Annotated in this window: 14 protein-coding genes and 1 pseudogene; 9 read left to right on the top strand and 6 right to left on the bottom strand. The window is 65.4% G+C overall.

Annotated features, from left to right (window positions below; all coding sequences use genetic code 11):
* Positions 1-2: 2 nt before the first annotated feature.
* The gene (cobS, locus tag ACVMDN_RS39795) at positions 3-1001 is read right to left on the bottom strand and encodes a cobaltochelatase subunit CobS (RefSeq protein WP_057015539.1); all 999 of its coding nucleotides are present in this window, start codon (positions 999-1001) and stop codon (positions 3-5) included.
* Positions 1002-1293: 292 nt separating this feature from the next.
* On the opposite strand from cobS, the gene ACVMDN_RS39790 reads away from it, so the two are divergent.
* Positions 1294-1956, top strand: a complete 663-nt coding sequence (locus ACVMDN_RS39790) for a DedA family protein (RefSeq protein ID WP_057015540.1) — start codon at positions 1294-1296, stop codon at positions 1954-1956.
* A 60-nt stretch (positions 1957-2016) separates the two neighbouring features.
* Here the strand turns inward: ACVMDN_RS39790 and ACVMDN_RS39785 are convergent, their stop codons facing one another.
* The gene (locus tag ACVMDN_RS39785) at positions 2017-3240 is read right to left on the bottom strand and encodes a citrate/2-methylcitrate synthase (protein ID WP_057015541.1); all 1224 of its coding nucleotides are present in this window, start codon (positions 3238-3240) and stop codon (positions 2017-2019) included.
* Positions 3241-3316: 76 nt separating this feature from the next.
* Here ACVMDN_RS39785 and ACVMDN_RS39780 point away from each other — a divergent pair, with 76 nt between their 5' ends.
* Positions 3317-4411 (top strand): citrate synthase/methylcitrate synthase, encoded by a 1095-nt coding sequence (locus tag ACVMDN_RS39780; protein ID WP_456835802.1) that lies wholly within the window; start codon positions 3317-3319, stop codon positions 4409-4411.
* Positions 4412-4610: 199 nt separating this feature from the next.
* Here ACVMDN_RS39780 and ACVMDN_RS39775 read toward each other — a convergent pair whose 3' ends face one another.
* Positions 4611-5249, bottom strand: a complete 639-nt coding sequence (locus ACVMDN_RS39775; RefSeq protein ID WP_028338207.1) for a J domain-containing protein — start codon at positions 5247-5249, stop codon at positions 4611-4613.
* A gap of 109 nt (positions 5250-5358) precedes the next feature.
* Here ACVMDN_RS39775 and ACVMDN_RS39770 point away from each other — a divergent pair, with 109 nt between their 5' ends.
* Both ACVMDN_RS39770 and ACVMDN_RS39765 read left to right on the top strand, forming a co-directional pair.
* A complete protein-coding gene (locus tag ACVMDN_RS39770) occupies positions 5359-5634 on the top strand; it encodes a BolA family protein (RefSeq protein WP_028338206.1) in 276 nt (91 codons plus the stop codon).
* 118 nt (positions 5635-5752) lie between these two features.
* Positions 5753-6199, top strand: coding sequence for a hypothetical protein (locus ACVMDN_RS39765; RefSeq protein WP_076824822.1), 447 nt, complete (start codon positions 5753-5755; stop codon positions 6197-6199).
* A gap of 149 nt (positions 6200-6348) precedes the next feature.
* On the opposite strand, the gene ACVMDN_RS39760 is transcribed toward ACVMDN_RS39765, so the two are convergent.
* The 3 genes from ACVMDN_RS39760 to ACVMDN_RS39750 all read right to left on the bottom strand — a co-directional run bounded on the left by ACVMDN_RS39760 (position 6349) and on the right by ACVMDN_RS39750 (position 9547).
* Entirely contained in the window at positions 6349-7656 is a 1308-nt protein-coding gene (locus ACVMDN_RS39760; RefSeq protein WP_076824825.1) for an HlyC/CorC family transporter, read from the bottom strand.
* 117 nt (positions 7657-7773) lie between these two features.
* Positions 7774-8916, bottom strand: coding sequence for a 3-dehydroquinate synthase (gene aroB, locus ACVMDN_RS39755; protein WP_057015544.1), 1143 nt, complete (start codon positions 8914-8916; stop codon positions 7774-7776).
* Between the two features lie 10 nt (positions 8917-8926).
* A complete protein-coding gene (locus ACVMDN_RS39750; protein ID WP_076824827.1) occupies positions 8927-9547 on the bottom strand; it encodes a shikimate kinase in 621 nt (206 codons plus the stop codon).
* A 145-nt stretch (positions 9548-9692) separates the two neighbouring features.
* On the opposite strand from ACVMDN_RS39750, the gene ACVMDN_RS39745 reads away from it, so the two are divergent.
* From ACVMDN_RS39745 to ACVMDN_RS39725, 5 genes and pseudogenes are all read left to right on the top strand, one after another.
* Positions 9693-9839 (top strand): hypothetical protein, encoded by a 147-nt coding sequence (locus tag ACVMDN_RS39745; RefSeq protein ID WP_016843561.1) that lies wholly within the window; start codon positions 9693-9695, stop codon positions 9837-9839.
* A 16-nt stretch (positions 9840-9855) separates the two neighbouring features.
* A complete protein-coding gene (gene xerD, locus ACVMDN_RS39740; RefSeq protein ID WP_057015546.1) occupies positions 9856-10839 on the top strand; it encodes a site-specific tyrosine recombinase XerD in 984 nt (327 codons plus the stop codon).
* 160 nt (positions 10840-10999) lie between these two features.
* Positions 11000-12028 (top strand): IS110 family RNA-guided transposase, encoded by a 1029-nt coding sequence (locus ACVMDN_RS39735; RefSeq protein ID WP_456835803.1) that lies wholly within the window; start codon positions 11000-11002, stop codon positions 12026-12028.
* Between the two features lie 511 nt (positions 12029-12539).
* Positions 12540-13502, top strand: a complete 963-nt coding sequence (locus ACVMDN_RS39730; protein ID WP_076824843.1) for an acetyl-CoA carboxylase carboxyltransferase subunit alpha — start codon at positions 12540-12542, stop codon at positions 13500-13502.
* Positions 13503-13665: 163 nt separating this feature from the next.
* Positions 13666-14241: pseudogene (locus tag ACVMDN_RS39725) on the top strand (L,D-transpeptidase family protein); the annotation flags it as partial.
* Positions 14242-14430: the final 189 nt, after the last annotated feature.

The raw sequence follows: 14430 nt of genomic DNA, 5'->3' as shown, positions 1-14430 counted from the left end.
GACTAGCTGAGCGCCACGTTGACCGAGGATTCCGGCAGCTCGACGTTGAAGCAGCGCTGGTAGAACTCGGCGACCAGCGGCCGTTCCAGCTCGTCACACTTGTTGAGGAAGGTGACGCGGAACGCGAAGCCGATATCGCTGAAGATGTCGGCGTTCTCGGCCCAGGTGATCACCGTGCGCGGGCTCATCACCGTCGACAGGTCGCCATTGGCGAACGCGTTGCGGGTGAGATCCGCCAGCCGCACCATCTTGTTGACGATGTCGCGGCCTTCCTGGGTGCGATAGTGCTTCGCCTTCGCCAGCACGATCTCCACTTCCTCGTCATGGGCGAGGTAGTTCAGCGTGGTGACGATCGACCAGCGGTCCATCTGGCCCTGGTTGATCTGCTGGGTGCCGTGATAGAGGCCCGAGGTGTCGCCGAGGCCGACCGTGTTGGCGGTCGAGAACAGGCGGAACGCCGGATGCGGCTTGATCACCTTGTTCTGGTCGAGCAGCGTCAGGCGGCCGGAGACTTCCAGCACGCGCTGAATCACGAACATCACGTCCGGGCGGCCGGCGTCGTATTCGTCGAACACCAGCGCGATATTGTGCTGCAGCGCCCAGGGCAGGATGCCGTCGCGGAATTCGGTGACCTGCTTGCCTTCCTTGACCACGATCGCGTCCTTGCCGACGAGGTCGATACGGCTGATGTGGCTGTCGAGGTTGACGCGCACGCAGGGCCAGTTGAGGCGGGCCGCAACCTGCTCGATGTGGGTGGACTTGCCGGTGCCGTGATAGCCGGTGACCATCACGCGGCGGTTCTTGGCAAAGCCGGCGAGGATCGCGAGCGTGGTGGCGCGGTCGAAGCGGTAGTCGCTGTCGACCTCCGGCACATGCGGATCGACTTCGGAATAGGCGGGAACTTCCAGGTCGCTATCGATCCCGAAGACCTGCCGGACCGACACCTTCATGTCGGGCAAGCCGACGGGTTCCTGAGCTTTGGTCTGGACGGCGGTCGTCATTCATCCTCCGAGGTCCCGGGCGTTCCCGAAACCAGATTAATCGTTTGGCTGCGGATGGGGTGCTACGCATAAGCCTAGCAGAGAGCAACGGTTGGCAGAAGCCCGCGAGCAAATCAAAGTTCCGTTGTTCTATCATAAAGATAGGAGCGAAACTCGGTTTTTGGAAGGCTGCCCTGCAAATCCCGCCGTACTTTCGCCGCAGCACCACGACGGCCGGCCCGGGCCGGGCACTTTTCAGCCCGGCGGGGAGTTGTTAGCTCTCAAATCGATAACACCGCCACATGGGAATTTTGTGACTTCATTCCTTGACCCTTTGATCGCGTTCGTTTCGGCCCACGCCTGGCTTGCCTATCTGACCCTGTTTCTGGCCGCCCTGCTGGAGGCGGTGCCGGTGGTCGGCTCCCTGGTGCCGGGGTCGACCATCATCCTGGCGTTGAGCGCGCTGGTGCCGGGCGGCGAATTGAAGCTGTTGCCGGTGCTCGCCGCGGCGGCCGCCGGCGCGATGCTCGGCGACGGCACCGCCTACCTGATCGGCCACCGCAGCCAGCGCGAGATACTGTCGGCCTGGCCGCTTTCCAACTACCCGCGCGTGGTGGCGCAGAGCGAGGCCTTCTTCAACCGCTGGGGCGTGCTCGCGGTGTTCTTCGCCCGCTTCGTGCCGCCGATCCGCGCCTTCGTGCCGATCACGGCCGGCGCGCTCGGCATGCCGCCGGCGCGCTTCTACGCGGTCAACATCCCCGCGATCCTGCTCTGGGCGCCGGCGCATGTGCTGCCCGGCGTGCTCGCCGTCACCGCGCTGCATGACTATGCCGGCCTGCCGCATCATGGCCATGTCGGCAAGCATCTCTGGATGTTTGCGGTCGCGGGCGGCGCCGTGATCCTGGCGCTGGCCGTCTGGACCATCCGCCGCCGGCATGGCGGCAGCCTGATCGAACCGGCCAAGCCGGCGAAATAATTCCTTTCACTTGCGCATGATCTTCTCGGAAAACCGGTCTCCACTTTTCCGGATCATGCGCTAGATGCTGTTGGTCGTTCCCGCCCGCCCGGGTGCCGGACCGACATAGCGCGCGCGAGGCCTGATCAACTTGCCGAGCTGAAGCTGCTCGCTGGCATGCGCGATCCAGCCGACGCTGCGCGCCATCGCGAACAGCGCAAGCTCGCTGCCCGCGGGCATCCGCAGCGCATGCACCAGCACCGCCAGCGCGTAATCGATGTTGACGAATTCGCCCGTTGCCTCCGCGATCCGCTCCGGCACTTCCCTGGTGAATTTGCGCGGCGCGCCGGCCCGCGTCAGCGCTTCGAGCAGCGAGATCGCACGCGGATCGCCCTTCTTGTAGACGCCGTGCCCAAAGCCGGCGAAACGCTCGCCAAGCGCGACCCGCTCACGAACCACCGGCGCAACGTCATTGTCGAGCATCGTCTTGACGAGGCGCGAGGCGAGCACGCCGGCACCGCCATGCATCGGTCCCTTCAACGCGACGAGACCCGCGATCACGGCGTCGTACAGATTGAGCCCGGTCGATGCCGCGCAGCGTGCGGTGAAGGTCGACGCATTCAGTTCGTGATCGGCGAGCAGCACCAGCGCGCGGCGGATCAGGTCGGGCGCGTGCTTGTTGCCTGGCGTCCAAACCTGCGCCACCTGCTCGTGCAGCGGCTCGTTCGATGGCGCAGCGTTCAGCATGGTCGCGACCAGCAGCCGCAGGATGCGGCCGCCGACCATGGCGCGGCCGTCGGGCGCGCGCGTGAAGGCGCCGGGATCGGCACTTGCCGCCAGCGCCAGCACCGCCACCGTGCGGTCGATCGGCTGGGCGCGGCGCGCGGCCTCAGCGATCGCGCGCATTTCGTCCGAGAGGTGCGGGCAATTGTCCGGCGCGAACGGATCGACGCCGGTGACATCCCACAGCAGCGTCGCGGTGTGCTCCAGCGTGTCGCGCTCGGCGAGCTCGACGCAGTTGACGCCGCGATAGATCGGGCCTTGCTCGGTGATGGTTGCGATCGCCGAATCCATCACCGGCAGGTCGGCGTCGAAATTACGGAAGCCCCGCGGCTCCGGCGACGGCACGCGGCGCTCCTTCAACCCCCTGATGTCCTCGGCGCGGTAGCGGTGGCTGCGCGAATCCGGCGACGGCTCTGAGCGGATTAGCCCGCGGCTGACATAAGCGTAGAGGGTCGCCGGCGAGATCGCGAGCTCGGCGGCGGCTTCGCGAGCGGAGAGGTAAAGCTCGGCGGATTTTTTCATATTGATTTATATAATCAAGATTGATCAACTCGTCGAGAGGCCTGACCTTGAAGGGGTGAAGCAAGGAGATCAGGCCATGAATATGCACCTCACCAAGAGCCAGATCGGTCTGGACGGCGTTCCTGCCGCCGAGACCGTGTTGAGCCATGTCGACGGCGAGCGCGGCGAAATGATCATCGCCGGCGAGCACGTCGCCGACCTCGCGGGCAAGTCGAGCTTCGAGGGCGTCACGGCGCGGCTGTGGAACGGCGCCACCGGCAAGTCGCTGAGTGAAGCCAATGTCCGCGCCAGCCTCGGCGCCGCCCGCGAACGCGCCTTCGCCCGCCTGCCGGACCTGCTGCCGGCGACGCGCGGCATGTCGATCGTCGACGGCTTCCGGGCCGCGATCGCAGGCCTCCGCGGCGAGAGCGGGCTGGAGCACGAGGCGACCATCGTCGGCGCCTTCCCGGTGATCGCCGGCGCGCTGGTCCAACACGCCAAGGGACACGACCCGATCGCGCCGGACCCGAATGCCGGCCACGCCGCCGACACGCTGCGGATGCTGCTGGGCCGCAAGGTCGAGCCGCGCGAGGTGGCGGCGCTCGACGCCTATCTCGTCACCGTCTGCGACCACGGCATGAATGCGTCGACCTTCACCACGCGGGTGATCGCCTCGACGCAGGCCGACCTGTTCGCGGCGATCACCGGCGGCTATTGCGCGCTGACCGGCCCGCTGCACGGCGGCGCACCTGAGCCGGTGCTCGAAATGCTGGACGCGATCGGGACGCGCGAGCGCATCAAGCCCTGGGTCGACGGCGCGCTGGCGCACGGCGAACGGCTGATGGGGTTCGGTCACCGCGTCTATCGCGTGCGCGACCCGCGCGCCGACGTGCTGAAGATCGCGATCGAGCGCCTCGAGGCCAGTGGCGCCGACCTGCCGTTTGCCGGCGAGGTCGAGGCCTACATCCGCGAGGCGCTGCGGAAAAAGAATCCGGAGCGGCCGCTCGAGACCAATGTCGAGTTCTTCACCGCGATCCTGCTCGACGGGCTGGAAATCCCGCGGCAGGCGTTCACGCCGATCTTTGCCACCGCGCGCGCCGCCGGCTGGACCGCGCACGCCCTGGAGCAGCGGCGCACCGGGCGCCTGATCCGGCCGAGCTCGTCCTATGTCGGGACGGTGCCGAAGGGGTGAGAACTAAGCCGCATCAACGTTTACGATGGCGGAGCCACACACTCCGCCGTCGTCCCGGCGAAGGCCGAGACCCACACGCCGCGGCCCATCGATGGGGCAATCGGGCAGACATCTTGTGCAAACGATAACGGCCGGTGGTTATGGGCCCCAGCTCCGTGCGCAACTGCGCACTAGGCAGGGGCGACGAGGACGAGAGACTTCAGGCCTCGCGCACCACGGTCTTCAGATAATTGTACGCCTTGATGATCTCGATCAGGCGATCCTCGGTGGAGCGGTCGCCGCCATTGGCGTCGGGGTGGTGCTGCTTGACCAGCGCCTTGTACTTCGACTTGACGTCTTCGAGCGTCGCCTCGGCCCCGAGCCCCATCACCTGCAGCGCCTTGCGCTCGGCGTTCATCACCTTGCGGGTCTCGGGCTTGGGCTCCGCGCCACCGGGTCCGGGGCGCCAGCGGCCGCGGCCGTTGAGCTCGGAGAATACGTGGAACGGATCGGAGGCGGCATCGAGACCGCTCTCGCCCTTCTTGCCGTTGTTGGCGCCCATCTTCCAGGTCGGACGGTGGCCGGTCAGCGCGTCCTTCTGGTAGCGCGCGACGTCGTCAGGGTTCATACCCTGGAAGAAATTGTAGGACTGGTTGTATTCACGGACGTGGTCGAGACAGAAGTGCCAATACTCGCGTGAATTCTCGCGGCCTTTCGGGGCGCGATGCGCGCCCTTGTTCTGGCAACCCGCCCACTCGCAGGTCACGGCCTGCTCGCCGGCCTGCGCCTGGCGCTTCGCACTGACCTTGGTCGGCTTGATGCGAATGGAGTCGAAGAATTTTGATGAATCGATCGGCATGTTCTCTTTGACTACGCAATGCACAAATCTTCAAGTCTTGACATTGCGCGGACCTCGTTTCCCGCTTGCACCATTGACGAAAAGCTGTCGCGAACCTAACTCCGCCGCCATGAGCACCAAAGACGCTATCATAAACAAGTTGCGTGAAGCTTTCTTGCCGGAAAGCCTCGACGTCGTCGACGAGTCACATCTGCATGAGGGCCACGCCGGCCACAGGCCAGGCGGGGAGACGCACTTTCGGGTATATATTGTGTCTCCGGCCTTCGAAGGGAAGAGCCGGATCGAACGCCATCGCATGATAAATGCGACGCTGGCGCAGGAACTCGCCGGCTCGGTGCATGCGCTGGCGATCCACGCCCACGGCCCCGGGGAAAAGCCGCGCTAGTTCGCGCTTGCCTCAAGACGAAGCGGTGGTTTTCCTCTATGAGAACAGGATGGACCTGCTCCATAGGTGAGCAGGTGAAACTACGGATTGCACCGCCACGCATGATATGGGGCCATTGATGATCCGTTGCTGGCCACGTTTCCGGTCGATCGTCACCGCCGGCCTGCTCCTGATCTGCGCGATGCGCCCGGCCTCCGCGCTGGACATGCCGAGCCCGTTCGTCCAGGAGGTGCTGATCAAGAGCATCCTGGTGTCGCTCAACGATGCGGTGGCCGCGAACAATTTCACCGTGTTCCACGCCAAGATCTCAAAGCCGTTCCGCGACCAGTTTCCACCCGACAAGCTCAAGACCATCTTCAAGGATCTGGTCGACAAGCATGCGGTGTTCGACGCCGTGGTTGCCAAGCCGATCGTTCTCGACGAGGACGCCAGGATCGACGACAAGGGCGTGCTGCGACTGAAGGGACATTTCGACACCACGCCCAAGCAGGTGAAGTATCAGCTCGGCTTCATCCCCTCCGACGGCGCCTGGAAGCTGTCGGGTATCTCGATCGATATCGAGTAGCACTGGGGCAGTCGCCAAACCGTCATCCTGAGGTGCGAGCGGAGCGAGCCTCGAAGGATGCACGGCCCGGCTGGTGGCCGTCGACCCTTCGAGACGCGCGCGATGCGCGCTCCTCAGGGTGACGGTACCGGCAGCCTAGCCAACTCGAACTAGAACGCCGTCCCCGCCCGCTTCGGCTTCTTCTCCTCCAGCTCGGTCTCGCGCGGGACGGCGACGATGCGCAGCGCGGTGATGCGGTTGCGCTCGCGGCGGAGCACGCGGAAGCGGAAGCCGTGGAAGGTGAAGCTCTGGCCGCGCTCCGGGATCGAGCGCGCCTCGTGGATCACGAGGCCGGCGACGGTGGTCGCCTCCTCGTCCGGCAGGCGCCAGTCCATCGCGCGGTTGAGATCGCGGATCGGCACCGAGCCGTCGACCACGACCGAGCCGTCCGGCTGCGCCCGCACGCCGGCAACGACGACGTCATGCTCGTCGGAGATGTCGCCGACGATCTCCTCCAGAATGTCCTCCAGCGTCACCATGCCTTCGACCTCGCCATACTCGTCGACCACGAGGGCGAAGTGGGTCTTGCGGCGACGGAACGCCTTCAGCTGTTCGGAGACCGGACGCATCTCCGGCACGAACCAGGGCGGCAGCGCGATCGCGGAGGCATCGATCGCCGACATGTCACCCTCGTTGGCGCGCATCGCGCGCAGCAGGTCCTTGGCGTGGAGCACGCCGACGATGTTCTCCGGCTTCTCCCGCCACAGCGGGATGCGGGTGTATTCGCTCGCCAGCACCTCGCGCACCAGTTCCTCGGGCGGCAGGTCGGCGTTGACCATCGTCATCTCGGTGCGATGGACCATGACGTCGGAGACCTGCAGCTCGCTGAGATCCAGCAAGCCGCCGAGCATGTCGCGATCCTGCTTCTCGACCTTGCCCTCGTGATGCAACAGATCGACCGCACCGCGCAGACGTTCGGTCGGCGACAGCACCGCCTGATGCGCCCCGACCTTGATGCCGAGCAGCTTCATCAGCGCCAGCACGATGGTCTCGATGATGGTGAGCAGCGGCCCCAGCACGAAGATCGTCAGCCGCATCGGCCGCGCGACCAAAAGCGAGATGCGGTCGGGCGCGTTGATCGCGATGGTCTTGGGCAGCACCTCTGCAAACACCACGACCATCACGGTCATGACAGCGGTGGCATAGAGCACGCCGACGTCGCCAAACCAGGCGGTGAACACGCCGGTCGCCAGCGCCGAGGCGCCGATATTGGCGATGTTGTTGCCGAGCAGCAGCGCGCCGATCATGCGCTCGCGCATGTTGACCAGCTTGGAGACCACACCGGCATCGGTGTTGCCCTGCTTCGACAGCCGCAGCATGCTGGCGCGCGAGGCGCCGGTCAGCGCCGTCTCACTCGCCGCGAAAAACGCCGAGATGAACAGGCAGAGCAGCACGATCGAGAAGGTGAACCATCCCACTGAACTGATCCGTGGCTAGAGCATGATCCGGAAAAGTGTGTAGCGGTTTTCCGAAAGGATCATGCTCAAATCAAAAAGATAGAGCGGGATGACGATCCGAAGGAGAGGCATCCCGGTCTAGGCCTTCAGCTTGGCTTGCAGGAAGTCGCGCACCGGCTGCGGCTCGACATTGTTGGCGATCACGGCGCGGCCGACGGCCTCCAGCAGGATGAAGGTGAGCTTGCCGCGCTTGACCTTCTTGTCCTGCGCCATCAGCGCCAGCAGCGCGTCGGCGTCGGCAAGGCCTTCCTGCGCGAAGCCTGCGATATCCTGCAGGCGCGTCGGCAATCCGACCGCGGACAGATGACGCGCGATGCGCCCCGCATCGTCGGACGAAATCATGCCGAGTTGCGCCGAGAATTCCGCCGCCAGCACCATGCCGACCGCGACGCCCTCGCCGTGGAACAGCCGGTCGGAGAAGCCGGTTGCGGCTTCCAGCGCATGGCCGAAGGTATGGCCGAGATTGAGCAGCGCCCGCTCGCCGGTCTCTCGCTCGTCGCGCGAGACGACGCCCGCCTTGGCGCGGCAGGAGGTTGCGATCGCGTGCTCGCGCCCGGCGCCGCCGGCGAAGATGTCGGTGTGGTTCTTCTCGAGCCAGGCGAAGAAGGCTTCGTCGCCGAGGATGCCGTATTTCGCGACCTCGGCGTAGCCGGCGCGGAACTGGCGCGGCGACAGCGTGTCGAGCACCGAGGTGTCGGCGATGACCAGCACCGGCTGGTGGAATGCGCCGATCAGGTTCTTGCCCTGCGGCGAGTTGATGCCGGTCTTGCCGCCGACGGAGGAATCGACCTGCGCCAGCAGCGAGGTCGGCACCTGCACGAAATCGACGCCGCGGCGCAGGATCGCGGCCGCGAAGCCGGCGAGATCGCCGACCACGCCGCCGCCGAGCGCGATCACGAGGTCATTGCGCTCGATCTTCGCCGCGATCAGCGCCTCGCTGACCTCGGTCAGCGTGGCATAGCTCTTCGAGCCCTCGCCCTCCTCGACGACGATCCGCGACGTCGGCACCCCCGCGGCGGCGAGCGACGCCTCGGTCGGCTCCAGCCAGTGCTTGGCGACGGTGCGGTCGGTGACGATGGCGGTACGCACGCCGGGCCGCAGCGCCGCGACACGCTCGCCGAGTGACTGCAGCACGTCGCGGCCGATCACGATGTCATAGGCGCGGTCGCCGAGCGCGACGTCGACGGTAACTGAGGCGGAATGTTTCAAGGGCGCAGTCATGAGGTCGCGTTCAATCCATCACAGGTGGTTGCTCGTCGGCCGGACGCGCACCGCACAGATGCGCATGCAGGGCCTCGAGGCATTCGTCGACGATGCGGTCGTGCGGCACGTCGCGCGAGGCAATCGTCAAATCGGCGGTGCCGTAGACCGGCTCGCGCTCGCTGAGCAGGCGGTTGACGGTCGCTTCGGGGTCAGGGGTGTGCAACAGCGGACGATCGGCGCGGCGGCGCACCCGGCGCATGATGATATCACTGTCGGCCTTGAGCCAGATCGAGATCGCGCGGTCGCGGATCCGGTTGCGGGTCTCCTCGCGCATGAAGGCGCCGCCGCCGGTCGCCAGCACGACCGGGCCATTGCCGAGGATGCGGGCGATCACCCGCGCCTCACCGTCGCGGAAATACGGCTCGCCCTTGCTCTCGAAGATCTCCGGGATAGTCATGTCCGCCGCCGCCTCGATCTCGGTGTCGGCATCGGTGAACGGCAGCTTGAGTCGCGCCGCCACCCTCCGGCCGATGGTCGACTTGCCGGCCCCCATCATGCCGACCAGCACGATCGACCTCGTCCCCAGCGCGGCCGCGATGTCGGCCTCCAGGGTCGGGTGGGTAGGCGCCGGTACGGCTGCGTCGGACATCAAAAAGCTCGGATATTGGGACGAATTGTTCAGAATTCGAGCCACCTATACTACCCCCGGCGACACCCTTACCAGCGACTCTTGCAACCGCGCGGGGAACATGTTGGATGATTTCATTGGTTAATTCGCCGCCCGAGTCGCCTCCATGCCCAGCCTGTTCCGCTTCCTGACGGTCGTCGCCGTGATTTTCGGGATCGGCTACGGCATCGTCTTCGCGCTGGCTAATTTCGTGCACCCGAAACCGCGGGAAATGACGGTGACCATCCCACCGGATAAGTTCCTCAAGAAATAGACGCTATGATTCCGGCATGCCCGCTGCTGCCAAAAATCCCGCCAAGACCCTCGCCAAGTCCTCCGACGCCAGACTGACCGCGTTGTTCCTCGACATGCTCGCCGCGGAACAGGGCGCCGGCGCCAACACGCTCGACGCCTACCGGCGCGACCTCACCGATTTCTCCGACTACCTCGCCCATGCCGGCGCCGATTTCACCAGCGCCGACACCGAGACGCTGCGTGGCTACCTCGCCGACCTCGATGTCAGAGGCTTCAAGTCGACCAGCGTGGCGCGGCGGCTGTCGGCGATGCGGCATCTCTACCGTTTCCTGCTCAATGAGCGGGTCCGCACCGACGATCCGGCCGCGATCCTGTCCGGCCCGAAGCGCGGCCGCGGCCTGCCCAAGGTGCTGTCGATCGCCGACGTCGACCGCATGCTGACCCGCGCCAAGGAACTGACCCAGACCGACGTCTCGCCGGCGCAGCGGCTGCGCGCGCTGCGGCTGTATTGCCTGCTCGAGGTGCTCTACGCCACCGGCCTGCGCGTCTCCGAGCTGGTGTCGCTGCCGGTCTCGGCGGCGCGGCGCGACGCGCGGATGATCGTGGTGCGCGGCAAGGGCAACAAGGAGCGGCTGGTGCCGCTGAACGACGCCTCGCGCCAGGCGATGGCGGACTATCTCGCCGCGCTGGAAGTGATGCAGCCGAAGGCGAAGAAGGCCGCGCCGGCGAAATGGCTGTTTCCGTCCTCCGGCGAGAGCGGCCATCTGACCCGGCAGCATTTCGCCCGCGATCTGAAGGAGCTCGCGAGCGCCTCCGGCCTTGCGCCGCGGCTGGTCTCCCCGCACGTGCTGCGTCATGCGTTTGCCAGCCATCTGCTGCACAATGGCGCGGACCTGCGCATCGTGCAGACCCTGCTCGGCCACACCGACATCTCGACCACCCAGATCTACACCCATGTGGTCGAGGAGCGGCTGAAGAGCCTGGTCCGCGACCTGCACCCGTTGGCGGAGAAGTCCTAGGGATCCGTAGATGGGGTAACGGGCCGGCCGCCCGCTCGCTACGGCGCAATTTGGAAGCGCGCTCGCGAGCGGCCTGTTGGTTGGAAGGCGGTCGTCCCTCAAACTGATGGTGTTCAACGGAGTCGGGCAAGCCCGCTCCAAGCATCATTAAGGGACGACCATGTACCACTATGCAGGAATTGACGTGTCTTTGGAATGCTCGAGCGTTTGCCTTGTCGATGGGACAGGCAAGATTTTGCGCGAGACGAAGGTTGCGAGCGAGCCGGCGGCGCTGATCGCCTGGTTCCGGTCGCTGGGTCTGGTACTGGAACGGATCGGGCTGGAGGCAGGCCCCTTGTCGCAATGGCTGTATGCGGGTCTGCGAGACGCAGGGCTTGCGGTCGAGCTGCTGGAAACGCGGCACGTTCGCGAAGCCTTCAAGTCGATGCCGGTGAAGACGGACCGCAACGATGCCCGCCGGATCGCGCAGTTGATGCGGCTCGGCTGGTTCCGGCCGGTGCACTGCAAGTCGGTCGCGGCGCAGGAGACCCGCGCCATCCTGACGGCGCGCAAGCTGCTGCAATCCAAGCTTCGCGATGTCGAGAACAGCCTGCGCGGCATACTTCGCGGTTTTGGCCTGAAGGTCGGTGCGACCACCGAGCGCACGTTCGCCGGACGCATCCGCGAGCTCGTGACCGGCCATCCCGGACTGGAGTTGGTCGCGGCGGCGCTGCTCCAAGCCCATGCGGTGCTGCTGCGGGAGTTCAAGAGCCTGGACAAGCACACCCAGAAGCTCGCCAGGACGCATCCATCCGCCAAGCTCCTGATGACAACGCCGTCCGTTGGTCCGATCGTGGCGCTCACCTATGCCGCGGCGATCGACGACCCGAAGCGCTTCCGCTCCTCGAAGGCCACGGGAGCCCACTTTGGGCTCACCCCGAAGAAGTACCAGTCCGGTAAGACCGACTACACCGGCCGCATCAGCAAGATCGGGGATGCCTCCGTGCGCGAGGCACTCTACCAGGCAGCTCACGTCATGCTGACCAAGCCGGTCAAGAATTGCTCGGCATTGAAGAGCTGGGCGATGCGGATCGCCCGGCGCGCAGGCATGCGCAAGGCCAAGGTAGCGCTGGCTCGCAAGCTCGCCGTGATCCTGCATCGCATGCTCGCCGACACCAAACCGTTCAACCCGATGACCAAGGCCATCTAGCCAGGAGCAGCAATCGGTTCCGGGCGGGCCACGACACCAGGCTCTCCCCGAGCGAAGTCCCTCCGCTGGGACGATGGATCCGGTCAGGCCGCCATCCGGGAAGTGGCTCACGACCACGCAATCCGTAGATTGGCCGGCCGGCTCCTCAATGCACCCCATCAGGCGACGGCCTTCGCGCCGATCCCGTACAGAAGCAAGTGCCCGGCGAGTGGATGACGCGAAAAGGGATTGACTAACCAAGGCCCGTTACAGAAGCCCGGATGAAGCGCAAGCGAAATCCGGGAATGGAATATCGGTCGATATAGCTCCCCGGATTGCGCTTCGCTCCATCCGGGCTACGAGCAATCCGCCTTGACTTCCGCTTCGTCTCCGCAGAAAGAGCGTCACCTGCTTGCGATCCCGAAGCGTGCATTCCACCCGGATGCGCGTTAACCGTTTGAAGTTACAAAGCTTCTCTTTCCGACGCCGAAACCGCTTCGCCCCTCGCACCGTTCCTCCCTATATTGAGTTGATGCCCGACCCGATGCGCAGCTATCTCGACTTCGAAAAACCCGTCGCCGAGCTTGAATCCAAGATCGACGAGTTGCGTGCGCTTGCCGCGAGCGGCAGCGACATCGGCGACGAGGTCGCGCGGATCGAGGACAAGGCGGCGCAGGCGCTCACCGAGCTCTATTCCAATCTGACGCCGTGGCAGAAGACGCTGGTGGCGCGGCATCCGCAGCGGCCGCACTTCACCGATTTCATCGGCGGCCTGATCACCGAATTCACCCCGATGGCCGGCGACCGCAAATTCGCCGACGACGAGGCCCTGGTCGGCGGCTTCGGCCGCTTCCGCGGCGAGAGCATCTGCGTGGTCGGCCAGGAGAAGGGCGCCACCACCGAGAGCCGCATCAAGCACAATTTCGGCATGGCGCGGCCCGAAGGCTACCGCAAGGCGGTGCGGCTGATGGAGATGGCCGACCGGTTCGGCATTCCGGTGCTGTCGATCGTTGATTCCGCCGGCGCCTATCCCGGCATCGGCGCCGAGGAACGCGGCCAGGCCGAGGCGATCGCCCGCTCGACCGACGCCTGCCTGTCGCTCGGCGTGCCCAATGTCGCGATCGTCACCGGCGAAGGCATGTCCGGCGGCGCCATCGCCATCACTACCGCCAACCGCGTCCTGATGATGGAGCACGCGATCTACAGCGTGATCTCGCCGGAGGCGGCATCCTCGATCCTGTGGCGCGACGGCACCAAGGCGCAGGAAGCCGCCAACAGCATGAAGATCACCGCCCAGGACATGCTGCGCTTCGGGGTGATCGACCAGATCCTGAAGGAGCCCTCGGGCGGCGCTCATCGCGACCCGGGCGCGATGATCGCGACCACCGGCGATGCCGTCGCCCAGGCGCTCAACGACCTACGAAATCTTGATCCGGACGCGATTCGCAAACAGCGGCGCCAGAAATTCCTCGATATCGGCCGCAAGCTCGGCTGAGGCGCCCAAACCGCCCGATTTTTCGTCCAAATCGACCAATTTTGCCGTAATTGGGCCCCGAGCCGGGTCTTTAACATTCCTTGAACCATGCCTGCTACCGTGAGGGCTGTCCGCCCCGGTTCAGGTTGCGAGCAGGGGTCGTCGAAGGCTAATATTTTACACAATGGCTTCAGGGCATATTCGCCGTGTTGGGGTCGCGAAAATCGCCCGGTGGGTGTGGAGCTCGGACTTGACTCATCGCACGCTCGTACGCGCGCTTCTGACCTCGGCGGTCCTCGCCGCAGGCGTCATGCTCGCCGGTTGTGACAGCGACCAGATCTCGCTCGCGCAGAACGCCAAGGCCAACCAGCCGGTCCCGCCAAAGCTCGTCGCTGCCATGACCGAAAAGGACATGGACATGCAGTCGCCGATCCTGGTGCGGCTGTTCAAGCAGGAGGCCGAGCTCGAGGTCTGGAAGCAGAACCGCTCCGGCCAGTTCGCGCTGCTCAAGACCTATCCAATCTGCCGCTGGTCGGGCGACCTCGGTCCGAAGGTCCGCGAAGGCGACCGCCAGGCGCCCGAAGGGTTCTACTCGATCAACCCGAGCCAGATGAACCCGCAGTCGGCCTATTACCTGTCGTTCAACACCGGCTATCCCAACGCCTTCGACAAGGCGCTCGGCCGCACCGGCTCGCAGCTGATGGTGCACGGCGATTGCTCTTCGCGCGGCTGCTACGCGATGACCGACGAGCAGATCGCAGAGATTTACTCGCTCGGCCGCGAATCCTTCTTCGGCGGCCAGAAGGCGTTCCAGCTGCAGGCCTACCCGTTCCGGATGACGCCGGTGAACATGGCCAAGCACCGCAACAATCCGAACATGCCGTTCTGGAAGATGATCAAGGAAGGCTACGATCATTTCGAGGTGACGAAGCAGGAGCCGAAGGTCGAC

The sequence above is a fragment of the Bradyrhizobium sp. USDA 4510 genome (genome assembly GCF_054059095.1).
Note: the sequence above shows the minus strand (reverse complement) of the source record. Positions and strands in the feature narration are given on the sequence as shown.